Raw genomic sequence first — 26,919 nt, 5'->3', positions numbered from 1 at the left:
CTCCTGGTCATCCAGCGAGGATACCGGCGAGCCGGCCAGGTAGCGTCTACGCCCGCGGCAGCAGAGGGCGGCCGGTTTCCATCACCGCCAGCGCGGCGGCTCCGAGCAGGCCCGGTTCCGGGTGCAGCACGGCGATGGTGGGCACCTGGCGCATGGTGTCGCTGAAGCGGCCCTTGGCTTCGAAGCGCTGGCGGAAGCCGCCACGCTGCAGCCACGGCAGCAGGATCGGCAGCAGGCCGCCGGTGAGGTAGACGCCGTCCCAGCCGCCCAGGGTCAGCACCAGGTCGCCGGCGACCGAGCCGAAGATGCCGGCCAGCGTTTCCACCGTGCGCACGCACAACGGGTCGGTGCCGGCGCCGGCGTGCGCGGTGATGTCCTCGGGGGTGTACTCCTGCGCGCGCTCGCCGGCGATGTCGGCCAGCGCGCCGTAGAGGTTCACCAGCCCGTTGCCGCAGATCAGCCGCTCGTTGGAGACGCGGCCGAAACGCTCGTTGAGCCGGTGCAGGATTTCAATGTCCTCGCGGCTGTGCGCAGCGAAGCCGGCGTGGCCGCCTTCGCTTTCCAGCACGCTGCAGTGGCCATCGCGGCGCAGCAGGCCACCCACGCCCAGCCCGGTGCCGGGGCCCATCACCACGAAGGTCTGGTGGTCGCGACGGTCCAGCCGCGGCAGCGGCAGGTCGCCGACGGCCTTCAGGTGCTGCGGCTGCAGCAGCGAAACGGCCATGCTCTGCGCGGCGAAGTCGTTGACCAGGCGCACCGACTCCATCCCCAGGTCCGCCTGCAGCGCATGCGCGGCAACCGCCCACGGATTGTTGGTGATCTGCACCGTCTCGCCGTCGGCGATGCGCCCGGCCGCGGCGATGATCGCGCGCGGCGCGGTCAGCCCGGTGTCGGCGAAGTACTGCCGGATGGTGTCGGCCAGCGTGGCGAAGTCGCGCACGCGGTAGCGGCGCACGCTGTCGGCCATGAGCGGCTCCGCGGCGCCGACGTCGGCAAGCGCAAAGCGCACGTTGGTGCCGCCGAGGTCGGCCAGCAGGGTGGGGGGGTGGGTGTCGAAGCTCATCGGGTCGTTCTGTGGGCGCAGCGTCGCGGGCGCGGCGGCAATCGGGGGAAGGTATCGGAAACCGGCCTGACTGGCTACTTGCGGACCGCTCGTCGTGCGACGGTCGTGGAAAATGTGTGACGCACTGGATGGATGGGGTGAACCATGCGGCTTCGATGGCGGAGCCTGGCGGCGTCATGCAGGGTCGTGGGTTCGGGCATGTCCGGACGGCGCGCGATGGAACGCCGCAGCGGGAAGGCTTGCGAAGCCCGCGGCGTACAATGGCGCCTTTCGCACCAGCGACGGATCTGCCATGAACTTCCCCGCCATCCGCATGCGCCGCATGCGTCGCGACGCCTTCTCCCGCGCGCTGATGCGCGAGCACAGCCTGCTGCCGAGCGACCTCATCATGGTGGCGTTCGTGATCGAGGGCGAGGGCCAGCGCGAGAACGTGCCTTCGATGCCGGGCGTGGCGCGGCTCTCCATCGACGAGTTGCTCAAGCTGGCCGGCGAGTGCGTGCGCCTGGGCATCCCCGCGTTGGCGCTGTTCCCGTCGCCCGGCCCGTCGGTCAAGAGTGAAGACGCCGCCGAGGCGTGGAACCCGGACAACCTCATGCACCGCGCCACCCGCGCGCTGAAGGCGAAATACCCCGAACTGGGCCTGATCGGCGACGTGGCGCTCGATCCCTACACCACGCATGGCCAGGACGGCCTCATCGACGCCGACGGCTACGTGATGAACGAACCCACGGTCGAGGCGCTCGTGAAGATGTCGCTGGCCCAGGCCGAAGCGGGCATGGATTTCGTCGCGCCGTCGGACATGATGGACGGCCGCATCGGCACCATCCGCGATGCGCTGGAAGCCGCCGGTCACATCCACACCCGTATCCTCGCCTACTCGGCCAAGTACGCCTCCAGCTTCTACGGACCGTTTCGCGACGCGGTCGGCTCGGCGGCGAACCTGGGCAAGGGCAACAAGCACACCTACCAGATGGACGTGGCCAACTCGGACGAGGCGCTGCGCGAGGTGGAGCTGGACCTGGCCGAAGGCGCCGACGCGGTGATGGTCAAGCCAGGCATGCCCTATCTGGACGTGCTGCGCCGGGTAAAGGACACCTTCGGCGCGCCGACCTTCGTCTACCAGGTGTCGGGCGAGTACGCGATGCTCAAGGCGGCCGCGCAGAACGGCTGGCTGGACGAGAAGGCGGTGGTGCTCGAATCGCTCATCGCGTTCAAGCGCGCCGGCGCGGATGCGATCCTCACCTATTACGCCATCGATGCCGCCCGCTGGCTGCGCGGCGAATAGCCTTACCCACAGAAACAACAGCATGGAAGCTCTTGATCCGAACGCTCGCGACCTGGCCGCCTTGCAGGGCATCTGGCGGCAGGTCGCCGACGCCGGTGCGCCGCGGCCGATGACCTTTCGCACCGTGCCCGGCCTGACCATGCGCGCCTTCGTGCGGCATGCGCCTGCCGCAGCGGCCGGCAACACCGGCCGTTGAGCATCTCGATCACCAACAAGCGATCAGCCGGCGAACAGATGCGTGGCGCGGATAGCCGCACTGCCGGCGCGGATCGCCGCGGCAACCATGGCCGTCCCGACCGGTTTGTCGTTGGTAGCGCCGGCGGCGCGCGGTCTTGCTGTGCACTTCGATGCGCAGTGCCGGCCCGCGTCGCGCTAGGGGCCGGCTGCCGGTGACGCGGTCTTCGCCGTGGCGTGGCCCACCGTTGCATCGCGATGCGCCGGTGCCAGCCGGATTTCATACATCCGCGGCCAGCGCTTGCCGGTGACGAACAGGCGGTCGTGCACGGTGTCGTAGGCGATGCCGTTGAGTACGTCGTTCGCGGGGTCCGCCAGCGTTTCGGGCGCGGGCACCAGGCCGGCCAGGTCAATCCAGCCGATGACGCGGCCGCTGGCCGGGTCGATCCGCGCGATGCGGTCGGTCAGCCAGACGTTGGCGTACAGCTCGCCTTTCACCCATTCCAGCTCGTTGAGGTTCGCCAATGGCTGGCCGTCGGCGGTGACATCGATGTGGCCGATCTGCTGCAACGAGTCCGGATCGAGGATGCGGATGGTCGGCGTACCGTCGCTCATCAGCAGGTGGGTGCCGTCGGTGGTCAGGCTCCAGCCTTCGCCCGGGTACGCGAACTTCGCGCGCGGGGCCAGCGTGGCCAGGTCGTACACGAAGCCTTCGTGGTCCTGCCAGCTCAGCTGGATGAGCTGGTTCCTCCACGCCACGATCCCCTCGCCGTAATCCGGCCACGGCGTGGGCGTCTGCTGGAGCACCTTGCCGCTGGCGAGGTCCACCTTGCGCACCGAGGACGCGCCGACGGTCCCCGTGGCCTCGTAGAGATAGCCGTCCAGATAGACCAGCCCTTCGGTATAGGCCGACGGATCGTGCGGGAAGGCGTGCACGACCGTGTAGCCCTGCACCGGGACGGACGAAGCCAAGGCCAGGCCAGGCAGCAACAGGCCGGCGATCGCGAGCTTGAAGGAAGTCATCGCGCGATCATCCCACGGTTGCGTGCTCAACGACGCGGCGGTCGTGGCGGGTGCGGCGTGGAATAATCGGAGGCATCCCCACCAAGGCGTCGCGCGGATGGAAAGCCATCATTACCTCGAAACCGCGCTGGTGTTCCTGCTGGCGACGGTGATCGCCGTGCCGCTGACCAAGCGCTTCCGCCTGGGTTCGGTGCTGGGCTACCTGCTCGCCGGCGTGGTGATCGGCCCGCAACTGCTGGGACTGGTCGCCGACACCGCCGGCGTGGCGACCATCTCCGAGTTCGGCGTGGTGCTGATGCTGTTCGTGATCGGCCTGGAGCTCTCGCCGCAACGCCTGTGGGTGATGCGGCGCGCGGTGTTCGGCACCGGCCTGATGCAGGTGCTGGCCTGCGGCATCGCGATCGGTGCGATCGGCTTCGCCTGGTTCGGCCTGAGCGGCCGGGCGGCGGTGATCGTGGGCGGCAGCCTGGCGCTGTCGTCCACCGCGTTCGGCCTGCAGATCCTGGCCGAGCGCAAGGAGGCCGGTTGGGCCTACGGGCGCCAGGCGTTCGCGATCCTGCTGTTCCAGGACCTGGCGGCGATCCCGCTGATCGCCGCGGTGCCGCTGCTGGCGGCCTCGGGCGGGCACGGCATGGACTCGGCGGGCGTGCTGCGCACGGTGGCTGCGATCGTGGCGGTGGTGGTCGGCGGACGCTACCTGTTGCGGCCGGTATTCCGCTTCGTCGCCAAGGCCGATGCGGTTGAGGTGTCCACCGCCACCGCGCTGCTGGTGGTCATGGGCACGGCATGGCTGATGGAACGGGTGGGCGTCTCTTCCACGCTGGGGGCGTTCCTGGCTGGCGTGCTGCTGGCCGATTCGGAATATCGCCACGAGCTGGAATCCCACCTGGAGCCGTTCAAGGGCCTGTTGCTGGGGCTGTTCTTCATCAGCGTGGGCATGTCGATGGATCTGTCGCTGTTGCTCGGCGAGCCGCTGCGCGTGCTGGCGCTGGTCGCCGGCCTGCTGCTGGTCAAGGGCGTGCTGCTGTGGCCGCTGGGACGGCTGGTCGGCGGGCTCGACCGCGGCGAGTCGCTGCGCCTGGCGGTATTGCTGGCCAGCGGCGGCGAGTTCGCCTTCGTGGTGCTGAACATCGCCGCTGGGCAGCGCATCCTCGATGGCACGCTGCACAACCGGCTGGTGCTGGCGATCACGCTGTCGATGGCGCTGACGCCGCTGCTGGTCGCGCTCACCGGGCGGCTGCTCGGGGCGCGGCCGAAGAAGGCGGTGCGCGAGTACGACACCATCGAGACCGAGACGCCCAAGGTGATCATCGCCGGCTACGGGCGCATGGGCCAGATCGTGGCGCGCGTGCTGCGCGCGCAGGGCATCCGCTTCGTGGCGCTCGACCACTCGGTCGAGCAGATCGACCTGGTGCAGCGCTTCGGCGGCTGGAACGACATCTTCTACGGCGACCCGGCGCGACCGGAACTGCTGCGCGCGGCGCAGGCGGACAAGGCCGAGGTGTTCGTGTTGGCCAGCGACGATCCCGAATCGAGCCTGCGCGTGGCGCGGCTGGTGCGCCGGCAGTATCCGCACCTGAGGGTCATCGCGCGCGCGCGCAACCGCCAGCACGTGTGGCGGCTGATGGATCTGGGGATCGACGACCCGGTGCGCGAGACGCTCTGCTCCAGCCTGCAGATGACGCAGATGACGCTGGAGGCGCTGGGCATGTCCCGGGACGTGGCTGCGGCGCGGGTGGAACGTTTTCGCCAGCAGGATGCCGAGCTGCTCAAGCGGCAGTATCTGGTGTACGACGACGACGCGCGCATCGTGCAGACCACGCGCGAGGCACTGGCGGACCTGGAGCAGTTGTTCGAGGCGGACGCGGAGCGGGAACGACCGGAGTCGTCGTCGCCACCCCTGTAAGGGCACGGGGACGCTGACGACACAGAGCGCTATTTTTCGGCATCGGTCCGGCTTTACCGCGCGCCCCGCCCCTCACCCAAACCCTCTCTCCGGCGGGGAGGGGCCTTCAGATCGCGTCAGCGTGATTACTCCGCCGGTTGCGCCGGCTGGCGCAGCATCTGCCGGACGCTGGGCACCGCGTTGCTGCGCGCGGCCAGCTCGTGGGCGATATCGACCAGGCCCAGGTGGCGGGCCACGTCGGCCGGGGTGCGGCCGAAGGCGTCGGTGGCCTGGCGGTCGGCGCCGCGGGCCAGCAGCACGCGCGCGGCCGGCAGCAGTGCGTGCATGGCACAGGCGTGCAACGCGGTGACGCCACGCTGGTCGGCATGTTCCAACTGCGCGCCGGCGTCCAGCAGCACCGGCAGCAGGGCCGCCAGGTGGGTGGCGTCGCAGGCGGAGCCCGGCTTGAACTGTGCGCCGAGCAGCAGCAGCAACGGTGTCTTGCCTTCGTTGTCGGCGCGGTTGACGTCGGCGTCGTGCTTGAACAGCACGTCGAACAGACGCCGCGCGCGCAGGCTGTCGTTGTGCTCGAAGCCGAACTGCGCGGCGGCGTGCAGCGCGGTGCGTCCGCGCATGTCCACCGCGTGTATGTCGGCGCCGGCGGCGAGCAGGTGCTCGACGAGTTCCGGATAGCCCAGCGCAGCGGCGACCATCAGCGCGGTGGTCTCGCCGGGCAGGCGCTGGTCCACCTGCACGCCATGCTCCAGGAGCACACCCACCAGTGCATCGCGGCGCGCACCCACCGCCGCCGCGAGCGGCGTGACGCCCGTGCCGGCCGCCAGCGTGGCATCCGCGCCGGCGTCGAGCAGGCAGAGGGCGATCTCACGGTGGCCGGCACCACAGGCATGCAGCAGCGCGGTGGCGCCCTGCGCGTCGCGGGTATCGACGTCGAAGCCCAGCTCGAGCAGGCGCTCGACCGCGGTCAGCACGCCCGTGCGGGTGGCGGCGGGAAGGTCCGTGGCGGTCAGCGCGCGGCGCGGGCGCGTCCAGTCGCCCCAGTCCAGCCAGTGCTGGATGGCGCCGTGCTCCAGCGCAAGGCCAAGTGGCGTTTCGCCGTTGGCGTCGGTGGCTTCGGCATCGGCGCCGTGGGCGATCAGCGCGCGCACCAGCGCCAACCCGCTCTCGCCATGTTCGATCGCGGCAAACAGCGGCGTGCGGCCGGAACCATCGCGTGCGTTGGGATCGCAGCCGCGTGCCAGCAGGGCTTCGAGGAGTGCGCCGTGCCGGTGGATCGCCGCCAGGTGCAGCGGCGTGCGCTCGCGTGCATCGGGCCCGAAGGCGTCGGCGCCGCCCTCGAGCAGCCTGAGCGGCAGTGCCGCGCCCAGGGCGCTGTCGCCCAGGGCAACCAGCGCCTGCGCGAGCAGATGGGCGCCGGCGGGCGTGGCGCCGGCCTCGAGCAGGCCGTCGACCGCTTCGGTGGAGGCGGGCAGTTGGACCAGCAATGCATCGAACAGGCGCTGGCCAGGCAGGTGCGGTGCGTGCCCGGGCTCGATCGTCGCCGCGGGCAAAAATGCTTCGGCCGCGAGCCCGTGTTCGAGCAGCCAGCGTCGCGCCGCGCCGAGGCCGGGCGTTGCGAGATCCAGGTAGAGTTGCGCGAGCTGGGGTTGCGGCCACTGGCGCGCGCGCTCGGCGAACGTCGCGATGACCGCCCACTGACCTTGGCGCAAAGCTTCGAGCAATCGCGCCGGCGTGTCGTCGTCGTCCGGCGTGTCGCCGCCGAGGCTGGCGGGCAGCGGCGATTCCGGGTCGAGCAACGCGACCAGGTCCCAGCGACCGGCGGCCGCGGCATGGTCCAGCGCGCTGCGGCCATCGCTGCCGGCACGCCTGGGCTCGGCGCCGAGCGCGAGCAGCGCGCGCACGGTCGCGGCCTGCGCGCGGGGCGACTGGCAGGCGAGGGTGAGCGCGTCGCGACCGTGGTTGTCACTGGCGCGGGCGTCCGCGTGCGCGTCGGCCAACGCCTGCACCAGCTCGCTGGCGCCGCAGCGCGCCGCTTCCATCAGCGCGGTGGCGCCATGGCGATCGACCAGGTTCGGGTTGGCGCCGGCGACGAGCAGGGCGCGGGCGATCTGCAGGTGCCCTTCGGCCGCAGCGGTCATCAGCGCACTGCGGTCGTGGGCGTCGGTGGCGTTGACGTTCGCGCGATGCTTGAGCAACAGCTTGACGCCGGTGGGATCGTCGTCGGCGATACCGGCGGCGGCGACCAGCGCGGGCTCGCCGTCGGCGGGAGCGGGCTTGGCGCCGTGCTCGAGCAGGTATTTGGCGAGCGGCCAGTTGGCCGCGCGGCAGGCCGCGGCAAGCGGACTGACGCCGGCGCGGTTTAGCGCGTTCACCGGCGCGGCGGCATCGAGCAACATCGCGGCGACGATCGGTTCTCCGCTCAGCGCGGCACCGTGCAATGCGGTATTGCCCTCGCCGTCGGCGGCCAGCGGGCTGGCGCCGTTGGCGAGCAGGGTCATGACCGCCTCGGCGCGACCGTGCCAGCTGTCGCGGGTGGCCGCGAGGAGGGCGGTCAGGCCGCCGCTGGCGCGATTGACGTCGGCGCCCTTGGCGATCAGTGCGCGCAACAGTCGCGTGTCCGGCAGCAAGGCGGCCAGGGTGAGTACCGGACGCTGGTCGCGCTCGCCCGGCGCCGGCGCGCTGTCGGGATCGGCGCCGGCCTCGAGCAGGGCGAGTGCGCGCTCGATGTCGCCGTCGCGCGCGGCCGCGAGCAGCGCGGGACCCTGCGCGGGCGCGCCGGCAGTGCGCTCTTCCTCGCTCAGCATGGCCGGGCGCGGGGCCGGAGAAGCGAGGAAATCGGCCGGCAGCGGAGCGTCTTCGGCGCGGCGGCGCGGGCGCGTGCGCTCGCACAGCAACGCGCGCAAGGTGCGGTTGGCGATCACCAGGCAACCCAGCGGCAACACCGCCAGCCCGTAGACGACCAGCGCCGCGGTGCGTAATTCCGAGGGCAGCACGCCATACAGCCCGGTCAGCGCGATGGCGCCATAGGCGAGCACCAGCAGCGCGAATGCCGCCGGCAGGAAATGGCTGAAGAAACGTTCCTCGCGCGCCAAGTGACGGCCGAACGCAAGGCTGCGGGCGGTCGCGGTGAAGATCCACGAGCCATCACTCTGCGCGGGATAGGCGTCGTCCCACACGAATACCAGGCCGAACGCGGGCCACACGCGCCACAGCGACACCAGCGCCACCACCAGTGCAGCGGCCAGCAACAGTGCGCCGCCCAGCGTCGGTTGCTGGCGCAACTCCAGCATCGGCCAGGCGATCAGCAGGAACACCAGCGCCACGTAGCCGGTGAACATCACCAGGTGCGCGGCGCCCCGACGCAGCACGGTGCGGCCGAAGCGGGGCTCCGGATCGAAACCGATCGCGTGGCATACCGCCGCCATCGTCAGTGCATTGGCCAGCAGCAACGGGATCAGCGCCAGCGGGTGCGCCCCGAGCGCGGCGATCGCCACGGCAATCCATCCAGGCAGGAACCAGGCCATACCCTTGAGCAGGGACGGCGGGCGGTGGCGCGATCGGGGCTCGTTCATGGCGCGAGTATAGGAAGCGTGGGCGCCGCAGACGGTAACGGCACGTTAACCCCGACACCACAAATCATTCGTCGCGATCGTCCGGCGTACTGCGCTGCAACTGGTTGGCGACCGCGAGCGTCTCCTGCGGCGGCAACTGCAGGTGCCAGCCCTGGGTGCGCAGGTGTTCGAGCACGACCTCGCTGTCTTCGTTCGGCAGGCGGCGCTGCTCGTCCAATTGCACTTCGAGCACGAAGCGCAGGTCACCGAGCATCATCGACAGCGACTCGGGCACCACGCCGAACTCGTCGCGTGCGGCGAGCCACACGTAGGTATCGGATTTGCGCTGGCTGGCGTAGACGAAACAATGCATGGGACGACTCCGACGGCGATGGCGTGGGGCGGGGGACGCGAAGGGTAGCAGCGTGCACCGCCAATGCTGCGGTCGCACTTGCAAGCCCGAGGGTGGCTGGGCAGAGTGTCGCGCGGGGGCCTCAAACGCGCGTATGAAAACAGCCGTGACGGTCTCCGTTGCCACCCCGAGCCGCGTCTTAAGATAAGCAGGAGCAAGCGATGCCTATGTCTTTTCGTTCCATCCCGGGCCGCGCCCGGCCTTTGGCGCTGGCCGCGCTGAGCTTTGCCGTCGCCGGTGCGCTGGCGTTGCCGCAGGCGGCCGATGCCAGTGCCTTCCAGCTGAAGGAGAACAGTGCCAAGGGCATGGGCCGCGCCTATGCCGGTTCGGCGACGGCCGGCGGCGACGCCTCGGTGGTGGTCAACAACCCCGCCGCGATGACCGACCTGGACGGCACCTACCTGCAGGCCGACGTCACCGCGATCAACTTCAGCGCCCGCTTCAAGGGCACCGCTACGGACGCGATGGGTCGCCCGATCAGCGGCGGTGACGGCGGCGATGCGGGTACGACGCTGCCGATCCCCGCGCTGTTCATTGCCAGCAAGGTGTCCGATCGCGTGCATCTGGGCTTCGGCCTGTCGGTACCGTTCGGTTTCCAGACCGAATATGGCCAGAACTGGAAGGGTCGCTACAACGCGGTCAAGTCCCGGTTCGAGTCCCTTGACGCCACACTGTCCGGTTCGTTCGACGTCAACGATCAGTTCTCGCTGGGCGCCAGCGTCATCGCGCAGAAGACCTCGGCCGAACTGACTTCGGCAATCAATTTCAACGGCGTCGCTCTGGGCCTGATCCAGCAGGGCGCGGCCGGCGGGCTGATCCCGGCGGCACAGGTGCCGGCGTACATGCAGCTGGTCGGCACGGTGGTGCCGCCGGGCTCGGACGGCCTGGCCCGCGTCAAGGGCGACGACTGGGGTTACGGCTGGCAGGTGGGCGCGTACTGGAAGCTGACCCCGAACGACAAGCTCGCCCTCAATTACCGCTCCAAGATCGCCCACAAGCTCGAGGGCACCGGCAACTTCACCGTGCCGGCCAACGTGACCGCGCTGCTGTCCAGCCCGCAGGTCGCTCCGCTGCTGGCCGCCGCCGGCGGTGTGCCTTTCACCCACACCACCGGCACCGCCGACTTCACCACGCCTGCCAGCGCCGGCTTCAGCTACTGGCACCAGGGTGAGAAGTTTGGCCTGGGTGTCGATCTGAACTGGACCAAGTGGGACGTGTTCAAGGAACTGCGCGTGCAGTACGGCAACCCGGCGCAGCCGGACAGCGTCGAGACCTTCAACTGGCGCAACACCTGGTATGCGGCGATCGGCGGCGACTACTACGTCAACGACAAGCTGACCCTGCGTGCGGGCATCTCGGTCGACACCACGCCGACCTACACCGCCACCCGCGACGCCCGCGTGCCCGACTCCACCCGCAAGTTCGCCGCGGTGGGTATCGGCTACAAGGCCAGTGAGCACTTCGAGATCAACGCTTCGTACGCGCACATCTTCGTGAACCAGGCGCACATCGACTCGGTGAGCGCCACGGGCGACAGGTTGACCGGCAACTTCGACGACTACGGCAACCTGCTGAGCCTGTCGGCGCAGTACAAGTTCTGATCGCTTGAAGTACCGAAACCTCCCCGCGCGAGCGGGGAGGTTTTTTTTGCGCATCGTTCGGCGGATGGTCAGCCGTTGCGCAGCGGTTTGTCGCCGCGATCGGTGGCGATGTAGTTGCCGTCGCCCTGCGGCTCGCGGATCGTCGAGGCGTGGTCATCCTGCTCGCCGAGACCGCTCTGCCCAGCGGGCCGCGCGCGGTAACCGGGTTGCGCCTTGTCCGGGGAGTGCTCCGGGCGTGGCTTGTGGCCTGCCGGTTCCGCTTGTGCTCCGCGGTCCTGCGAGCGGGCGTCCACGCGGGTGCCCTTGGGCTCGCCGCCGACGCCGCCGGGGCCGCTTTGCGGGCCCGCATTCGCGCTGGCCCGGCCCGGGCTGCGCTGGTCGTTGGGAACATTCGGCTTGGTCATGGAGGGCTCCTGCAGGTGGCCTGCCCGCAGTGTCGCCACTGTGCCGTAGGCGGCACGTGCATGTGGGCTCCTGCGAAGAATGTCAGCCGTGCCGCAGCAGCAGCTCCAGCAGTCGCCGGAAGCGGGGACCGTAGGGCGGGCGCAGCAGCCCCGCACCGTTCCAGCGCGACTGCGCGAACACCGGCTTGAGGTGCGAAAACGTGTCAAATCCCGCCTTGCCGTGGTAGCCGCCCATGCCCGACGCACCGACGCCGCCGAACGGCAGCCCGTGCTGGGCGATGTGGTAGAGCGTGTCGTTGACGGTGACGCCGCCGGCCTGGGTGCGGGCCAGCACCGCATCGATGGTCGGGCGGTCGCGCTCGAACAGGTACAGCGCCAGCGGGTGCGGGCGGGCGTTGACGTAGTCGACCGCCTGCGCGACCGAGTCGCATGCGACCAGCGGCAGCAATGGGCCGAAGATCTCCTCGTGCATCACCTTCGCGTCGTCGGGCACGTCGAGCAGCAGTTGCGGTGGGAACAGGCGGCGCGCCGGATCGGCCGGTGCGCCGTCCAGCGGCTCGATCCGCGCGCCGGCATTCGCCGCCTCATTGCGGAGCGCCGCCATGCGCTCGAAGTGGCGATCGGAGATGAGGCTGGTGTACTGCCGATTGCTGGCCAGCTCGGGGTACAGCCGCGCCATCGTGATGCGCGCCGTGCTGACGAATTCCTCCACCCGCGCAGCGGGCAACAATACGTAATCCGGCGCGATGCAGGTCTGGCCGGCATTGACCAGCTTGCCCACCAGGATGCGTTCGACCGCCTGGGCCATGTCGGCCCCCGGCCCGATGATGGCCGGCGACTTGCCGCCGAGCTCCAGCGTCACCGGCGTCAGATGCGCCGAAGCGGTCCGCATCACGTGATGGCCGACGGCGGTCGAGCCGGTAAACAGCAGATGGTCGAAGGCCAGGCCGCTGAAGGCTTGCGCCACCGCCGCGTCGCCGGTGACCACGACGACCTCGTCGTCGGCGAAATACGCGGCGACCTGTTCGGCGAACAGCGCCGCAAAGCGCGGCGTGAACTCGCTCATCTTGATCATGGCGCGGTTGCCCGCCACCAGCGCGTCGACCAGAGGACCGACCGCCAGGAACAGCGGGTAATTCCACGGCACCACGATGCCGACCACGCCACGCGGCTGCGGCAGCAGGCGGTTGTGCCCGGGCACGAACGCCAGCGCCGTCGGCGCGCGGCGCGGGCGCATCCAGCGCTTGCCGTGGCGAAACGCATGCCGGATGGCCGAAAGCGAGGGGAACAGCTCCAGCAGCTCGGTCTCCTCGACCGGTCGCTGGCCGAAGTCCGCATCGATCGCCGTGGCGAATGCCGTGCGTTGCTCGCGCAGCATGCGGGCCAGGCGTTGCAGCCGATCGGCGCGCACCTGCCAGGAAGGCAAGGGATCGCGCGCCTGCGCGGCACGCAGGCGGTGCAGGACGGCGGTCAGCTCGGCGGAGTCGGCCATGGCGTGCGCTTGATGAGGCAGGGACTCATGGTCGCACGTCCAGGCCAACTGCACGTCGCGGAACTATTTTTTTTGGAGCGCGCGGTATGCAGGACTAGGGGGGTGGCGAGGGTGGGTTTCCACCGCAAGCCACCATCCCTGACCGGCGCTCACTCGCCGATGGTCAGCAACGAGGCATTGCCGCCGGCGGCCGTGGTGTTGATCGTCAGCGTGCGCTCGCTGGCGAAGCGCAGCAGGTAGTGCGGGCCGCCGGCCTTGGGGCCGGTGCCGGACAGGCCTTCGCCGCCGAACGGCTGCACGCCGACCACAGCGCCGATCTGGTTGCGGTTGACGTAGCAGTTACCTACGCGGGTATGCCGCGCGATGTAGTCGATGGTGGCGTCGATGCGGCTGTGCACGCCCAGGGTCAGGCCGTAGCCGGTTTCGTTGATCTTCTCGATCACCTGCGGCAGTTCGCTGCCCTTCCAGCGCAGCACGTGCAGCACCGGGCCGAAGATCTCGCGATCGAGGATCGACAGCGTCGGGATTTCGTAGGCACACGGCGCGAAGAAGGTGCCGTGCGAGGTCGCGGCCGGGTCCATCGGCGCTTCGGCGATCTTCTTCGCTTCCTTGTCCATGCGTTCGGCGTGGGCGACCAGGATCGCCTTGGCGTCCTCGTCGATGACCGGGCCGACGTCGGTGGAGAGCAGGCCAGGATCGCCGACCTTCAGCTCGGCCATCGCACCGGTGAGCATGGTGATCACCTTGTCGGCAATGTCCTCCTGCACGTACAGCACGCGCGCGGCCGAGCAGCGCTGGCCGGCGGACTGGAAGGCCGAGGCCATCACGTCCTTGACGATCTGCTCGGGCAGCGCGGAGGAGTCGGCGATCATCGCGTTCTGGCCGCCAGTCTCGGCGATCAGGATGGCGATCTGCGCCTTGCGCGCGGCCAGCGCGCGGTTGATCGCCCAGGCGGTTTCGGTCGAGCCGGTGAACACCACGCCGGCCACGCGCGGATCGCGGGTCAGCGCGGCGCCGACGGTCGGGCCGTCGCCGGGGACGAACTGCAGTACGTCCTTCGGGATGCCGGCGTCGTGCAACAGCTGCGTGGCGACGTAGCCGATCAGGCTGGTCTGCTCGGCCGGCTTGGCGATCACCGTGTTGCCGGCGGCGAGCGCGGCGCTCACCTGGCCGATGAAGATCGCCAGCGGGAAATTCCACGGACTGATGCCGACGAATACGCCGCGGCCTTCGAGGAACAGCTGGTTCGTTTCGCCGGTGGGGCCGGGCAGGGCGATCGGCTCGCCGAACAGGCGCTTGGCCATGGTCGCGTAGTAGCGCAGGAAGTCGGCCGCTTCGCGGATCTCGGCGATCGCGTCGGGCAGGCTCTTGCCTGCTTCGCGCACGCACAGGGCAATGAACTCGCCGCGGCGAGCCTCGAGCTGCTCGGCGGCGTACTCGAGCATGGCCGCCCGGTTGGCGACCGGGAAGTTGCTCCAGCGGTCCTGCGCGGCGTGCGCGTTGGCCAGCGCCTTCTGCACGGTGGCCTCGTCGGCGGCCACGTAGGTGCCGAGCTTGCGGCGGCGGTCGGTCGGGTCGGTGACCTCGACGGTCGGGCCCTGGCTGGTCGCGCCGGGCACCAGTGGACCCGCGGTCCACGGACCCTGGTGGGCGCTGGCCTCGTCAGCCAAGGCCTTCAGTTCGTTGTCGTTGGCAAAGTTCACGCCCATGGAATTCTTCCGTAGTTCACCGTAGAGGTTGGCCGGCAGCGGGATGCGCGGGTGCGGGATCGACTCGAACGAGCGCACCGTCTGGCAGGGGTCGGCGACCAGTTCGCGCGCCGGCACGTCCTCGTCCACCACGCGATTGACGAAGCTGGTGTTGGCGCCGTTTTCGAGCAGGCGACGCACCAGGTACGGCAGCAGGTCCTCGTGCGTGCCGACCGGCGCGTACACGCGGCACGGCGCGCCGAGCCCGTTCGCGCCGATCACTTCGGCATACAGGTCCGCGCCCATGCCGTGCAGTCGCTGGTACTCGAACGGCCGGCCCTGCGAGAGGTGGTGTACCGCGGCGATCGTGTGCGCGTTGTGCGTGGCGAACTGCGGGTAGATCAGCGTCGGGCCGGCGTTGAACAGGCGCCGCGCGCAGGCGATGTAGGAGACGTCGGTGTTCGGCTTGCGCGTGTACACCGGATAGCCGGCCAGGCCACCTTCCTGCGCACGCTTGACCTCGGCATCCCAGTAGGCGCCCTTGACCAGGCGAACGTACCAGCGCCGGCCGTGGGTCAGCGCCGTCTCGACGAGCCAGTCGATCACGAAGGGGGTGCGCTTGGAGTAGGCCTGCACCACGATCCCTAAGCCATTCCAGCCTTCCAGCGACGGGTGCGCGAACACCTCGCCGATGATGTCCAGCGAGAGCTCCAGGCGGTCGGCTTCCTCGGCGTCGACCGAGAGCGCGATACCGGCCTTCATCGACAGCTGCGAGAGCTCCAGCAGCCGCGCGACCAGCGCTTTGCGCGCGCGCTCGCGCTGGCCGGACTCGTAGCGAGGGTAGAGCGCTGAGAGCTTGACCGAGATCGACGGTGCGTCGGTGTGGTTGGGGTGCGGCCCGCGGCGGCCGATCGCGGCGATGGCGTCGCGGTAGGCCTGCTGGTAGCGCTCGGCGTCGGCGGCGGTCAGCGCGGCTTCGCCCAGCATGTCGAACGAATAGCGGTAGGCCGCGTTTTCCTTCTTCTTGGCGCGGTCCAGCGCCTCGTCGATGGTGCGGCCCATCACGAACTGGTGGCCCATCAGACGCATGGCCTGGCGCACCGCGGCGCGGATCGCCGGCTCGCCAAGTCGTGCGACCAGCCGGCGCAGCGAGCCGGTGAAATCGTCGCGGGTAGTCTGGGCCAGGTTGACCAGCCGGCCGGTCAGGAGCAGGCCCCAGGTGGAGGCGTTGACCAGCGCCGACTCGCTCTGGCCCAGGTGCTTGCGCCAGTCGGCGTCGCCGAGCTTGTCGCGGATCAGCTTGTCGGCGGTGCTCTGGTCGGGGATGCGCAGCAGGGCCTCGGCCACGCACATCAACAGCACGCCCTCCTCGCTGGACAGGTCGTACTGGCGCATGAACGCCTCGACCATGCTCTGGTCCTTGGCCCGCGCCCGCACGCGCGTGACCAGCGCGGCGGCGCGGTCGACCACCGCCTCACGCTCCTCCGGCGGCAGGTCGGCCTGGTCGAGCAGGTCGAGCACCGCTTCGGTCTCGTCGCGCAGCCAGGCGGCGGTGATGCGGGCGCGCGCAGGCTCGGCGACCGCGGGGATTTCGGGGCTCAGGATGGATTGCGTCACGTGGGGATCTGCGGCTGGTGGCCGCCCGGGGCGGCGGCGAAGCCCGCAATTGTACGCCCCGCACACAGGCGCACGCATCCGTGCGCGGGCGCATCGACGGCCGCGGCTGCGCGGTGGCGAGACGCTAGGCCGATCCCATGCCGTGGCGCGCAGACGGGATACACACCGCAGCGAGCGCGCAGCCGCACACGCGCGAGCGCTGGATGACCGCTTCCCGCCCCCGGCTGCCGGTCTCTCATGGCGTGATCCAGGTCAGCCGGGTGCGACATTCTTGCCTCGCAGTCATTCAGCGGCCTATCATTCCGCAGTTCCAGGCACGCCGGATTCCCATGATCGTGCTTCGACCCGCTGGCGCCGGCCTGCCGTGCGTGACGATGTGGCTTCGGCCCAATCGCGCACTCAGCCGACGCGGGCTGCGTCGCCTGATCATGGTGCTGGCGGCCCTGGCGCTGACGACGGCCGGACTGGGCGCGTGGCAGGGGAATGTGTTTGCTCCGCTGTTTGCCCTGATCGAGTCCTGCGCGATGGCCTTTGCATTGAGGCAGGCCTGGCGCGCGGGCGACCGCAGCGAACGCATCCGCCTCGACGAGGAGTCGCTGGAGGTGCGCTCGCTGCCCGGGCGGCGCCGCGCGTGCTTCCAGTCCTACTGGGTGCGCGTGCGACTGGCGCCCGGCAACGGGCACGGGCGTCTGCTGCTGGGGTCGCATGGACGCGAGATGGAGATCGGCTCGTTCCTCGCCGAAGAGGAACGCGTCGAGTTGTCGAGAAAACTCAAGGTGCTGCTGGCGGACATGCAAGGCCGGCAGCGCGGGTAGGGTCAACAAAGGTGCAAGACATGACATCTGGCGGCATCAGGATCAAGGCATGGGCGGCAGCGGCCTGTGCGCTGTTCAGCAGCGCGGTATGGGCCAACCCCCAGCCGGGCCAGCTCAACATGACGCGCGGCGTCAGCGAGTGGTCGCCCGAGGCCTACTTCCTCAACAACGTCGCGCTCGGCGTGTGCACGGTGATCGGCGTGCTGGTGTTCGGCGCGATGTTCGTCGCCATGTTCCGCTTCCGCAAATCGCGCGGTGCGGTGGCCGAGAAGTGGTCGCACAACACCATGCTCGAAGTGGTGTGGACCACCATTCCGGTGATCATCCTGATCGTGCTGGCATGGATGTCGACCGGCGGTCTCGTGTCCTTCGCCGACACCACCGGTTCGCAGTTGACCGTCAAGGTGACTGGCTACCAGTGGAAGTGGCGCTACGACTATGTCGACTACCAGGGCAAGGCGATCGACGGCGTCGGCTTCATGTCCAAGCTCGACGAGCAGAGCAACGAGACCCGCCAGCTGGACTCGGGCCTGGATCCGAAGTCGGTCAAGGTCGGTGACGAGAACACCTACCTGCTCAACGTCGACAAGCCGCTGGTGCTGCCGGTCGACACCAAGGTGCGCTTCGTGATCACCGCCGGCGACGTGATCCACTCCTGGTGGGTGCCGGCGCTGGGCTGGAAGATCGACGCCATCCCGGGCATCGTCAACGCCGCCTGGACCAACATCAAGGTGCCGGGCACCTACCGCGGCCAGTGCGCGGAGCTCTGCGGCCAGGACCACGGCTTCATGCCGATCGTGGTGAAGGCGGTTTCCAAGGCCGAGTTCGCCCAGTGGCTGGCGCAGCAGGAGGCCGCCGGCAAGGCGCCGCCGGCCGCGCCCGCGACGCCGGCCGTTCCGGCGCCGGCGTCGACCGCCGCCGCGCCGGCATCCGCTTCGACCACGGCCGCCCCGGCAGCCAAGACGCCGGGCAAGCAGGGCTGATCGCCCGCTTTTCCGCTTTCAAGCATTCGCATTAGGTAGAGGTGCAAGGCCATGGCCCACGCAGCCACCCACGATCACCACGACGAGCACCACGGCGCGCCGTCGAACTTCTTCACGCGCTGGTTCATGTCCACGAACCACAAGGACATCGGCACGCTGTACCTGGTCTTCTCGCTGCTGATGTTCTTCATCGGCGGCAGCTTCGCGATGGTTATCCGCGCGGAGCTGTTCAAGCCGGGCATGCAACTGGTGCAGCCGTACTTCTTCAACGAGATGACCACCATGCATGCGCTGGTGATGATCTTCGGCGCGATCATGCCGGCCTTCGTGGGCCTGGGTAACTGGATGATCCCATTGATGGTCGGCGCGCCGGACATGGCGCTGCCGCGCATGAACAACCTCTCGTTCTGGATCCTGCCGTTCGCCTTCGCGCTGATGCTGTCCACGCTGTTCATGCCCGGCGGTGGCCCGGCCGGCGGCTGGACCATGTATCCGCCGCTGTCGCTGCAGAGCGATTCGGTCGCCTACGTGGTGTTCGCGATCCACCTGATGGGCATCAGCTCGATCATGGGCGCGATCAACATCATCGCGACCATCCTCAACATGCGCGCCCCGGGCATGGATCTGCTCAAGATGCCGGTGTTCGTGTGGAGCTGGCTGATCACCGCGTTCCTGCTGATCGCCGTGATGCCGGTGCTGGCCGGTGCGGTGACCATGCTGCTGACCGACAAGTACTTCGGCACCAGCTTCTTCAACGCCGCCGGCGGCGGCGACCCGGTGCTGTACCAGCACGTGTTCTGGTTCTTCGGCCATCCCGAGGTGTACATCATGATCCTGCCGGCGTTCGGGATCATCTCGGAGATCGTGCCGACCTTCTCGCGCAAGCCGATCTTCGGCTACAAGGCGATGGTGTTCGCGATCGCGGCGATCGCCTTCCTGTCGTTCATCGTGTGGGCGCACCACATGTTCGCGGTCGGCCTGCCGCTGGGCGCCGAGATCTTCTTCATGTACGCCACCATGCTCATCTCGGTGCCCACCGGCATCAAGGTGTTCAACTGGGTGAGCACGATGTGGGGCGGCTCGCTGACGTTCGAGACGCCGATGCTGTTCGCCATCGCGTTCATCATCCTGTTCACCATCGGCGGCTTCTCCGGCTTGATGCTGGCGCTGGTGCCGGCGGACTTCCAGTACCACGACACCTACTTCGTGGTGGCGCACTTCCACTACGTGCTGGTGACGGGCGCGGCCTTCGCCATCATGGCGGCCACGTACTACTGGCTGCCCAAGTGGACCGGCCGCATGTACAGCGAGTTCTGGGGCAAGGTGCATTTCTGGTGCTCGGTGGTGTTCGTCAACGTGCTGTTCTTCCCGCAGCACTTCCTAGGCCTGGCCGGCATGCCGCGCCGCATCCCGGACTACAACGTGGCCTTCGCCGACTTCAACATGGTCAGCTCGATCGGCGGCTTCCTGTTCGGCGCCTCGCAGCTGATCTTCCTGGGCGTGATCGTGCATTGCGCGTTCTTCTCCAAGAAGAAGGCCGCCGACCGCGTGTGGGAAGGCGCTCGTGGCCTGGAGTGGACGGTGCCGTCGCCGGCTCCGCACCACACCTTCGCGCTGCCGCCGGTGATCCACGACGACGAACTGGCCCACGGTCACGTGGATGATTGAGGCAGCGGTTGCGCCGACCCCGGTCGGTGCGCCCGAAGGGCCCAGGACGATGAGCGGGCAGACGGAAGACGGGGAACTGGCACGCCGAAAGGGCGTACGGCGCACCCTCTGGATCACCGGCACGATCGCGGTGGTGCTGTTCCTGCTGTCGATCCTGAGCATGGTGAAGATCGGCTAGCACAGGTATTCCCCGGATCCGTCATGGCGGTCCGGCAAGCAGTTCCCCGCGCAACATGGCGGGGATGGAAGCAAACAAAGAGATATCCACGGGGATCACTCATGGGTCAGCAGCAAGCGTATTTCGTACCGGCCAAGAGCCATTGGCCGATCGTGGCCGCGGTGGTCATGTTCCTCACCGTGTTCGGTGCCGCGCACTGGCTGAACGCACCGCCGGGCGAAGCGGGCTTCGGCAAGACGGTCATCGCCATCGGTTTCATCGGGATCCTGCTGATGTTCTTCGGCTGGTTCCGTTCGGTAATCCATGAATCGCTGTCTGGCAAGTACGACGCCCAAGTGGATCGCTCGTTCCGCATGGGCATGATGTGGTTCATCTTCTCCGAGGTGATGTTCTTCGCCGCGTTCTTCGGCGCGCTGTTCTACACCCGCATGTTCTCGGTGCCGTGGCTCGGTGGCGAAGGCCACGGCGTGCTCACCCATCAGTTCCTGTGGAGCGATTACGCCGCAGCCTGGGGCGCCGGCGGCGGCAACGGCCCGGGCAACATCGGCGGTAACTTCCAGACGGTGGCGCCGTGGGGCCTGCCGCTGCTCAACACCCTGATCCTGCTCACCTCCAGCGTCACCGTGACCATCGCGCACCATGCGCTGAAGGCCGGCCACCGCGGCAGGATTCTGGTGTTTCTGGGGCTGACCGTCCTGCTGGGCGCCACCTTCGTGTACGCCCAGGCGCACGAGTACATCGAGGCCTACAAGGAGCTCAACCTCACGCTGCACACCGGCGTGTACGGCTCGACCTTCTTCATGCTGACCGGCTTCCACGGCCTGCACGTGACGCTGGGCACGATCATGCTGGCGATCATCTGGCTGCGCGTGCTCAAGGGTCACTTCAGCCCCGATCACCACTTCGGCTTCGAGGCGGTCGCGTGGTACTGGCACTTCGTGGACGTGGTGTGGCTGGGCCTGTTCATGTTCGTCTACATCCTCTGAGACGAGACCGCAGGACGGGTCTCGGCCCGCGGTCGAAGCCCACCCTGCGACGGCGAGCCGCCGCACGAAAAAAAGCCCGCCGGATGGCGGGCTTTTTGTTTGGATTCAAGGACGGCGGGCGTGCGCTAAATGTCGCGCTTGCAGGCTACGCGGGCCCGGGACCGCTACAATCAACGGCCGACGCCATGGGGCTGCAGCCAGCCCATCCAGATGCCCAGCATGATCATGGCGATCAGCACGATCGACAGGCCGATGCGCCGGGTCAACGCCCAGGCGGTGCGCTTGCTGCCGTCCTTGTCGGTCATCATGTAGTACAGCGCCTGGCCGAGGTTGAACACCACGATCAGGAACATGATCACCAGCGCGACTTTGTAGATGGTTTCCACGTGAGCGGTCCGAACGACTTCCCAGCCGGCAGTATAGCCACCGCCGACGAGGCCTCTGCGTGACACGTTGGCGCAGGCCGGCCTGGTGGAGCGTGCTGCTGACCGTGGCCGCCGCGGCGCTGTTCGTGCGCCTGGGCGTGTGGCAACTCGATCGCGCGGCCTACAAGGACAGCCTGGTGCGGCGTTATGCCGCCGCGGCCACCGCCCTCCCGGTGCCTTTCGGGCAGGTCGCGGCCGCACCCCCGGCCGACGCGTTCCCGCGGGTGGCGGTACGTGGCAACTGGCTGGCAGACCGCGCATACCTGTTGGACAACCCCCACCACGATGCGCGCGGCGGAGTGGAGGTCTACGTGCCGCTGGCGTTGCCGGGACAGTCGCGCCTGCTGTTGGTGGACCTGGGCTTTCTGCCCGGCACCCATGAGCAGGTGCCGCCGCTGCCGGCTGGCCAGGTCAGCTTGCACGGGCTTTACCTGCCACCGCCGGGCGTGGGCCTGGAGCTGGGCGGCGATGCGCTGGCTGGCCAGGCGCATTGGCCCAAGACGACCATCTATCTCGAGCTCGGCCAGGTGGCCAGGGACTTGGGTCGTCCGCTGTACCCGCGGGTGCTCGCGCTCGACGCGGACCCGACGGCCGCCTACCAGCGCGAGCACGCCTTCGACTTTTCCTCGATGCCGCCGGAGCGGCATCGGGCCTACGCCTTCCAGTGGTTCAGCTTTGCGGTCGCGGTGGTAGTGATCTTCCTGGTCCTGCACCGCAAGCGCCGCCCCCGACGCACGGACAACCCATGAACACACCCACGCCTCCGACCCTCAAGGCCAGCCGCCTGAAACTGTTGGCGATCATGGCGGTCTTCGCGCTGCCGATCATTGCCGCCGGCGTGCTGACCTTCACCGGCTGGCAGCCCAGCGGCAAGGGCTATGGCCAGCCGATCGAACCGCAACGCAACTTTGTCGACGAACACCTGCGCGTGACGCTTGCCGACGCGGGCAACTACGCCTGGCGCGACCCGGCCGAGCCGCGCATGACCCTGGTCGCGCTGGCCGGCCCCGGCTGCGCCGCGCGCTGCTTCGACACGCTGACAGGCATGGCCAAAGCATGGGTCACGCTCAATCGCAACCAGAAGCGCCTGCGCCTCCTTTACGTCGGTGAGCCACCGGCCGACGCGGGTCGGCTCGCGGCCATGAAGGCCTACTGGACGCTGGGGCGCGATGCCGAAGGCAAGCTCGACGCCTTTCGCCCGCAGGCGTCCGACAGCGTGAGCGCGCTGCTGGTCGAGTCCAACGGCACCGCACTGGCGTACTACCCGGCCGGCTTCGACGGCACCGGCCTGCTTCGCGACATGCACAAGGTGATCAAATGAACGGTGAGGGTGGCGGCCGCATGCAGGCCGCGAGCGAAACGCCGTTGGCGTCGTCCCGGGCGCGGCGCATCATGCGCTGGCTCGCGCTGTGCGCCGCGGTATTCGCCTTCGGTGTGGTCATGTTCGGCGCCTTCGTACGCCTGTCGAACGCGGGCCTGTCCTGCCCGGACTGGCCGACCTGCTACGGCCAGGTGACCTGGCCGCACCACGAGCAGGCGGTGGCGCGCGCCGACGCGGCGTTCCCGGACCGCCCCTACGAGGCGAACAAGGCCTGGCGCGAACAGGTCCACCGCTTCCTTGCCGGCACGCTGGGCGTGCTGGTGCTCGTGCTGGCGCTGATGGCCGCCTGGCGTCCGCGCTGGGCGCGTGCGGCGGTGATCCTGGGCGCGGTCTTCGCCGCTGGCGGTGTCACCCTGTACATGCGCGGCGAGCATGCCTGGTCCTCGCTGCTGGCGGTGGTGGCGATCGGCCTGCCGCTTGCCGCCGCGACCCGGCTGCGCAGCCCCGGCGCGTGGCGGATCGCGGTGCTGGCGCTGGCGGTGATCATCTTCCAGGCGATGCTGGGCATGTGGACCGTCACCCTGCTGCTCAAGCCGATCGTGGTGATGGGACACCTGCTCGGCGGCATCACGACGTTCGCGTTGCTGGCCTACGCGGCGCTGCGTTTCGCGGGCGTCGGCGCGCCCGACGAGCGCCACGCGACGTTGCGGCGCTGGGTCGTGCTTGGCATCGTGCTGCTGGCCTGCCAGATCGCGCTGGGTGGCTGGACTTCGTCCAACTACGCCGCCCTCGCGTGCGGCACTGGCGCGGACGCCTTCCCCAAGTGCCTGGGCCAATGGATGCCACCGACCGATTTCAAGCAAGGCTTCGTGCTGTGGCGCGGCATCGGCGTGAACTACGAGGGCGGCATCCTGGACATGGCCGCGCGCAGTGCGATCCAGGTCGCGCACCGCTTCGGCGCGCTGGTGGTGTTCGTCTACCTGATGTGGCTGGGCCACCGCGCGGCCAAACGCGGCCTGCGCCTGGCCGGCGCGGCGATCGGCGTGGTGCTTGTGGCACAGGTGCTGCTGGGCATCAGCAACGTACATTTCGGGCTACCCTTGCCGGTGGCGACCCTCCACAACGGTGTCGCCGCGTTGCTGTTGTTCACCCTGCTGGCCACGCTGGCGCGGACGCAGCCGCTCCCGGCCATCGGGTCGACCCACCCACATTGACAACAGGGAGTCCGGGCATGGCGAAATCTTCGGCGCGGTTGCTTGGTTTTGCCTTTGGCGCGGGAGCAATTCTGGCGTCTGCCAACACGCTGGCGCAGGAACGGCCGGAAAAGGGTGTAAGCACCGGGGCCGTGGAACGGCGCAGCCAGATACACGCCAGTGGCCAGGACATGGTTTCGGTCCAGCAGGAGCTCAAGCGCCGCGACGACGCCCGCCCGACCTTGTCGCCGCAGCAACTGACCGACCTGTTTCTCAGCCTCGACCAAGACAAGGATCTGCGCCTGACGCGTTCCGAACTGAAGAGCCTGCCCGCATTGCGCGCGCGCTTCGACAAGTTCGATTCCGATGGCGACCACCGGCTGTCCTATTCGGAGTTTGCCGACTACTCCGACACGGCCGCGGACGAGCTTGCACAGCGCACGCCCTGACCGCCTGGCCCAACCACACCGCGAAGTTTCCACGTGACCCTGCACCTGTCCCAGTACTTTCAACTGACCAAGCCGCGCGTCGTTGCGCTGCTGGTGTTCTGCGCCGTGATCGGCATGTTCCTGGCGGTGCCGGGCATTCCGCCGTGGCGCGCCTTGGTGTTCGGCACGCTGGGCATCTGGATGGCTTCCGGTTCCGCCGCGGCGTTCAACCACCTGATCGACGAGCGCATCGACAAGCTGATGGCGCGCACGCAGCGCCGCCCGCTCGCTACCGGCCAGCTCAAGCCGCGACAGGTGCTGGTGTTCGCGGTGCTGCTGGGGATCGCCTCGATGCTGGTGCTCGCGTTGCTGGTCAACCCGCTGACCGCGTGGCTGACCTTCGGCGGGCTGATCGGCTATGCCCTGGTCTATACCGCGTATCTGAAGCGCGCCACGCCGCAGAACATCGTGATCGGCGGCCTCGCCGGCGCGATCCCGCCGGTGCTCGGCTGGACCGCGGTGACCGGTCAGCTGCACGCCTTCGCGCTGCAGTTGTGCCTGATCATCTTCGTATGGACGCCGCCGCACTTCTGGGCATTGGCGATCTTCCGCCGCGACGACTACGCGCGCGCGCAGATCCCCATGCTGCCGGTGACCCACGGCGTGGCCTACACCCGCTGGCACGTGCTGTTCTACACCGTGTTGCTGGTGCTGGTGACCCTGCTGCCGGCGCTGACCGGCTTCAGCGGCGCGGTGTATCTCGGCGGCGCGCTGGTGCTCGGCGGTGGATTCCTCTACTACGCGATCCGCCTGCTCAACCCGCCGGACGAGTTCTTCGCCATGCGCGTGTTCAAGTACTCGATCGTGTACCTGATGGCGCTGTTCGCCTTCCTGCTGGCCGACCACTGGATCGCGCCGCCGCAGCGGCCCGGGCTGGTGCTGCAGTCGGCCGCTGCCACGGCGGTACCGACACTGGCGTCCGCGGCTCGCTGAGGCCTTACTCTCCGCAGGCGATGCCGTTGGCCTGCAGCAGCTCGCGCAGTCCGGTCAATTCGGTCGAGTACTGCTTCCAGCGGCCCACCCCGGCCTTGTGGATGGGATCGCGCACCTGCAGTGCGCTGGCGGTCGAACTGGCCGCGCGGTTGCGTTCGAAGTGCAGGCAGGCGTCGTTCCACGGCAGGTCGCAATGTGCGAGCAGTTGCCGCGTGGTGGCCTCCGGCGCGTCGACCAGGGCCTCGTAATCGATCTCCAGGATGCGTCCGGGCAGCACGTGCCGCCAGTGCGCCATCAAGCGGTCGAACAGCGCGTAGTAGCGGCCGATGTCGAGCAGGTCGAATGCGTAGCCGTGGAAGAACGAACCCTCGGCGAACGGCTCGCGGAAATTCCCCAGGCACGTGTCCAGCGGGTGGCGACGCAGGCAGACGAGCCTGGCGTTCGGCAGTGCCTGCGCAATGAAGCCGGCGTAGAGGAAATTGTGCGGGAACTTGTCGATGAAACGCGGCTTGAGCGCCGTCGCCGGCCGCGTACTGGCCAGGTAGAGCTCGCCCAGCCGGTTCCAGTCCAACTGTGTGGCGCGCGCCACCACGTCGGGATCGAGCGGCACCGGGGCCGTGGTCCCGGCGAGGCGACGCAGCCAGATGCTGAAGTTTTCCAGTTCGCCGGCGGCGTGCACTTCCGGGTGGCTGGCGATGATCCGCTCCACCAGCGTGGTGCCGCTGCGTGGCATGCCCATGACGAAGATCGGCTCGTCGCTCGGGCAGCCGCCCTGGGAAGCTGATGCTGCGGGAAAGGCGTCGATGAGCGACTGGACGATCGACGCGTCCCGTGCCGGCGCGTAGGGCAGGCTCGCGCGGATCGCCTGCTTGCCGCGGCTGAAGTGTTCGAAGGCCTGCGCGTGATTGCCGAGGTCCTCGTGTTCCTTGCCCAGCGCCATGTTGAGCTGGTAGGCCGCGGCCGGTTCGGCGCCATGTCCGGCCAACAGCGCGGACAGCCGCTCGATATGGTTGCATCCGGCATCCTGGCGCCGCACGCGCGACAGCGCGCCGTGCGCCACCCAGTGCCGCGGCGCCAGCGCCAGGCACGCTTCCAGCGCGCGCTCGGCATCCACGGCGCGGCCGGCATAGACCAGCGACATGGCCAGGTTGAACTGGCAGACCGGGTTGTCCGGCGCCAGCGCGGCCGCACGGCGATACAGGCTGGCCGCTCGTTCGTGCGCATGGCATTGCGTGAACACCGTGCCCAGCGCATCGAGCAGGAGTGGATCGCGGGGAGCCAACGCGTTGGCGGCAAGGGCTACCTGCAGCGCATCACCCTGGCGATGGGCGCGCACCAGCGCACGGGCGAACTGCACGGCATAGTCGGCCCGCCGCGGCTCGCTGCTCGCCGCGCGGTGCAGGTGCTCCAGTGCCACGCCGACCTGGCGCAGCTCCAGCGCGCCGACACCGGCCAGGTAATGCGCCTCGGTGCTCGCCGGCTCGAGCTTGAGCATCTGCGCGGCCAGGGCGTACAGGCCCGCGAAGTCGTGCTGGCGCAGCGCGGCCCGGGCCCGCCCATGCAGATGGTCGAACGAAGGGGAAGCCGTTGCCGTCACTGGCCGATCCGGCGGAGGAGGGTGCGCAGCATGCCTGATCGCACGCGTCGCGGCCAATGGGAAAAAGCAGGGGAGCCCGTGGTCCATTGACAGACGAGCGTGCGGACACCAGAATGCGC

At 68.9% G+C, this 26,919-nt stretch carries 23 protein-coding genes; 14 read left to right on the top strand and 9 right to left on the bottom strand.

Annotated elements, in window-relative coordinates; translation table 11 throughout:
• Window positions 1-46: 46 nt before the first annotated feature.
• Window positions 47-1,063, bottom strand: a complete 1,017-nt coding sequence (glk, locus tag ACFWZ4_RS11360) for a glucokinase (protein WP_439704786.1) — start codon at window positions 1,061-1,063, stop codon at window positions 47-49.
• A 292-nt stretch (window positions 1,064-1,355) separates the two neighbouring features.
• Between glk and hemB the strand changes: the two genes are divergently transcribed.
• A complete protein-coding gene (gene hemB / locus ACFWZ4_RS11355) occupies window positions 1,356-2,348 on the top strand; it encodes a porphobilinogen synthase (protein ID WP_439704785.1) in 993 nt (330 codons plus the stop codon).
• Between the two features lie 22 nt (window positions 2,349-2,370).
• Window positions 2,371-2,544 carry a hypothetical protein gene (locus ACFWZ4_RS11350; protein WP_439704784.1) on the top strand — a complete coding sequence of 58 codons (174 nt, stop codon included), beginning with the start codon at window positions 2,371-2,373 and terminating at the stop codon, window positions 2,542-2,544.
• A gap of 176 nt (window positions 2,545-2,720) precedes the next feature.
• Here ACFWZ4_RS11350 and ACFWZ4_RS11345 read toward each other — a convergent pair whose 3' ends face one another.
• Complete coding sequence (locus tag ACFWZ4_RS11345) at window positions 2,721-3,545, bottom strand: glutaminyl-peptide cyclotransferase (RefSeq protein ID WP_439704783.1); 825 nt, start codon at window positions 3,543-3,545, stop codon at window positions 2,721-2,723.
• A gap of 97 nt (window positions 3,546-3,642) precedes the next feature.
• Here ACFWZ4_RS11345 and ACFWZ4_RS11340 point away from each other — a divergent pair, with 97 nt between their 5' ends.
• The gene (locus ACFWZ4_RS11340; RefSeq protein WP_439704782.1) at window positions 3,643-5,451 is read left to right on the top strand and encodes a monovalent cation:proton antiporter-2 (CPA2) family protein; all 1,809 of its coding nucleotides are present in this window, start codon (window positions 3,643-3,645) and stop codon (window positions 5,449-5,451) included.
• A 125-nt stretch (window positions 5,452-5,576) separates the two neighbouring features.
• Here ACFWZ4_RS11340 and ACFWZ4_RS11335 read toward each other — a convergent pair whose 3' ends face one another.
• Together ACFWZ4_RS11335 and ACFWZ4_RS11330 are read right to left on the bottom strand one after the other, a co-directional pair.
• Entirely contained in the window at window positions 5,577-9,020 is a 3,444-nt protein-coding gene (locus ACFWZ4_RS11335) for an ankyrin repeat domain-containing protein (RefSeq protein WP_439704781.1), read from the bottom strand.
• Between the two features lie 64 nt (window positions 9,021-9,084).
• Window positions 9,085-9,372 carry a YcgL domain-containing protein gene (locus ACFWZ4_RS11330; protein WP_231321983.1) on the bottom strand — a complete coding sequence of 96 codons (288 nt, stop codon included), beginning with the start codon at window positions 9,370-9,372 and terminating at the stop codon, window positions 9,085-9,087.
• Between the two features lie 200 nt (window positions 9,373-9,572).
• On the opposite strand from ACFWZ4_RS11330, the gene ACFWZ4_RS11325 reads away from it, so the two are divergent.
• Window positions 9,573-11,012 (top strand): OmpP1/FadL family transporter, encoded by a 1,440-nt coding sequence (locus ACFWZ4_RS11325; RefSeq protein WP_439704780.1) that lies wholly within the window; start codon window positions 9,573-9,575, stop codon window positions 11,010-11,012.
• A 68-nt stretch (window positions 11,013-11,080) separates the two neighbouring features.
• Here the strand turns inward: ACFWZ4_RS11325 and ACFWZ4_RS11320 are convergent, their stop codons facing one another.
• The 3 genes from ACFWZ4_RS11320 to putA all read right to left on the bottom strand — a co-directional run bounded on the left by ACFWZ4_RS11320 (window position 11,081) and on the right by putA (window position 16,213).
• Window positions 11,081-11,416, bottom strand: coding sequence for a hypothetical protein (locus ACFWZ4_RS11320; protein WP_439704779.1), 336 nt, complete (start codon window positions 11,414-11,416; stop codon window positions 11,081-11,083).
• Window positions 11,417-11,498: 82 nt separating this feature from the next.
• Complete coding sequence (locus ACFWZ4_RS11315) at window positions 11,499-12,908, bottom strand: coniferyl aldehyde dehydrogenase (protein WP_439704778.1); 1,410 nt, start codon at window positions 12,906-12,908, stop codon at window positions 11,499-11,501.
• Window positions 12,909-13,057: 149 nt separating this feature from the next.
• Entirely contained in the window at window positions 13,058-16,213 is a 3,156-nt protein-coding gene (gene putA / locus ACFWZ4_RS11310; RefSeq protein ID WP_439704777.1) for a bifunctional proline dehydrogenase/L-glutamate gamma-semialdehyde dehydrogenase PutA, read from the bottom strand.
• A gap of 374 nt (window positions 16,214-16,587) precedes the next feature.
• On the opposite strand from putA, the gene ACFWZ4_RS11305 reads away from it, so the two are divergent.
• From ACFWZ4_RS11305 to ACFWZ4_RS11285, 5 genes are all read left to right on the top strand, one after another.
• Window positions 16,588-17,028 (top strand): DUF2244 domain-containing protein, encoded by a 441-nt coding sequence (locus ACFWZ4_RS11305; protein WP_439704939.1) that lies wholly within the window; start codon window positions 16,588-16,590, stop codon window positions 17,026-17,028.
• Window positions 17,029-17,048: 20 nt separating this feature from the next.
• Complete coding sequence (gene coxB, locus ACFWZ4_RS11300) at window positions 17,049-18,011, top strand: cytochrome c oxidase subunit II (protein WP_439704776.1); 963 nt, start codon at window positions 17,049-17,051, stop codon at window positions 18,009-18,011.
• Window positions 18,012-18,062: 51 nt separating this feature from the next.
• Window positions 18,063-19,679 carry a cytochrome c oxidase subunit I gene (gene ctaD / locus ACFWZ4_RS11295; RefSeq protein WP_439704775.1) on the top strand — a complete coding sequence of 539 codons (1,617 nt, stop codon included), beginning with the start codon at window positions 18,063-18,065 and terminating at the stop codon, window positions 19,677-19,679.
• A 49-nt stretch (window positions 19,680-19,728) separates the two neighbouring features.
• Window positions 19,729-19,857, top strand: coding sequence for a hypothetical protein (locus ACFWZ4_RS11290; protein ID WP_256445231.1), 129 nt, complete (start codon window positions 19,729-19,731; stop codon window positions 19,855-19,857).
• A 101-nt stretch (window positions 19,858-19,958) separates the two neighbouring features.
• On the top strand, window positions 19,959-20,843 hold the full coding sequence (locus ACFWZ4_RS11285; RefSeq protein ID WP_439704774.1) for a cytochrome c oxidase subunit 3: 885 nt from the start codon (window positions 19,959-19,961) through the stop codon (window positions 20,841-20,843).
• 170 nt (window positions 20,844-21,013) lie between these two features.
• On the opposite strand, the gene ACFWZ4_RS11280 is transcribed toward ACFWZ4_RS11285, so the two are convergent.
• Window positions 21,014-21,229 carry a twin transmembrane helix small protein gene (locus ACFWZ4_RS11280; protein WP_231321978.1) on the bottom strand — a complete coding sequence of 72 codons (216 nt, stop codon included), beginning with the start codon at window positions 21,227-21,229 and terminating at the stop codon, window positions 21,014-21,016.
• Between the two features lie 59 nt (window positions 21,230-21,288).
• On the opposite strand from ACFWZ4_RS11280, the gene ACFWZ4_RS11275 reads away from it, so the two are divergent.
• From ACFWZ4_RS11275 to cyoE, 5 genes are read left to right on the top strand one after another with little or no spacing between them, the layout of a single operon-like run.
• Entirely contained in the window at window positions 21,289-22,017 is a 729-nt protein-coding gene (locus tag ACFWZ4_RS11275; protein ID WP_439704773.1) for an SURF1 family protein, read from the top strand.
• Entirely contained in the window at window positions 22,014-22,589 is a 576-nt protein-coding gene (locus ACFWZ4_RS11270; RefSeq protein WP_439704772.1) for a hypothetical protein, read from the top strand. The genes ACFWZ4_RS11275 and ACFWZ4_RS11270 overlap by 4 nt, the downstream gene beginning before the upstream one ends.
• A 20-nt stretch (window positions 22,590-22,609) precedes the next feature.
• A complete protein-coding gene (locus tag ACFWZ4_RS11265) occupies window positions 22,610-23,803 on the top strand; it encodes a COX15/CtaA family protein (protein WP_439704938.1) in 1,194 nt (397 codons plus the stop codon).
• 17 nt (window positions 23,804-23,820) lie between these two features.
• A complete protein-coding gene (locus tag ACFWZ4_RS11260; RefSeq protein WP_439704771.1) occupies window positions 23,821-24,231 on the top strand; it encodes an EF-hand domain-containing protein in 411 nt (136 codons plus the stop codon).
• A 33-nt stretch (window positions 24,232-24,264) separates the two neighbouring features.
• Complete coding sequence (cyoE, locus tag ACFWZ4_RS11255; protein WP_439704770.1) at window positions 24,265-25,203, top strand: heme o synthase; 939 nt, start codon at window positions 24,265-24,267, stop codon at window positions 25,201-25,203.
• 4 nt (window positions 25,204-25,207) lie between these two features.
• On the opposite strand, the gene ACFWZ4_RS11250 is transcribed toward cyoE, so the two are convergent.
• Window positions 25,208-26,800 carry a sulfotransferase gene (locus tag ACFWZ4_RS11250; protein ID WP_439704769.1) on the bottom strand — a complete coding sequence of 531 codons (1,593 nt, stop codon included), beginning with the start codon at window positions 26,798-26,800 and terminating at the stop codon, window positions 25,208-25,210.
• Between the last annotated feature and the right edge of the window lie 119 nt (window positions 26,801-26,919).

It is taken from the genome of Frateuria sp. GZRe12 (assembly GCF_051900535.1).
Classification (GTDB): domain Bacteria; phylum Pseudomonadota; class Gammaproteobacteria; order Xanthomonadales; family Rhodanobacteraceae; genus Frateuria_A.
The sequence above is the reverse complement of the archived record's forward strand: the minus strand, read 5'-3'. Positions and strand labels throughout refer to the sequence as shown.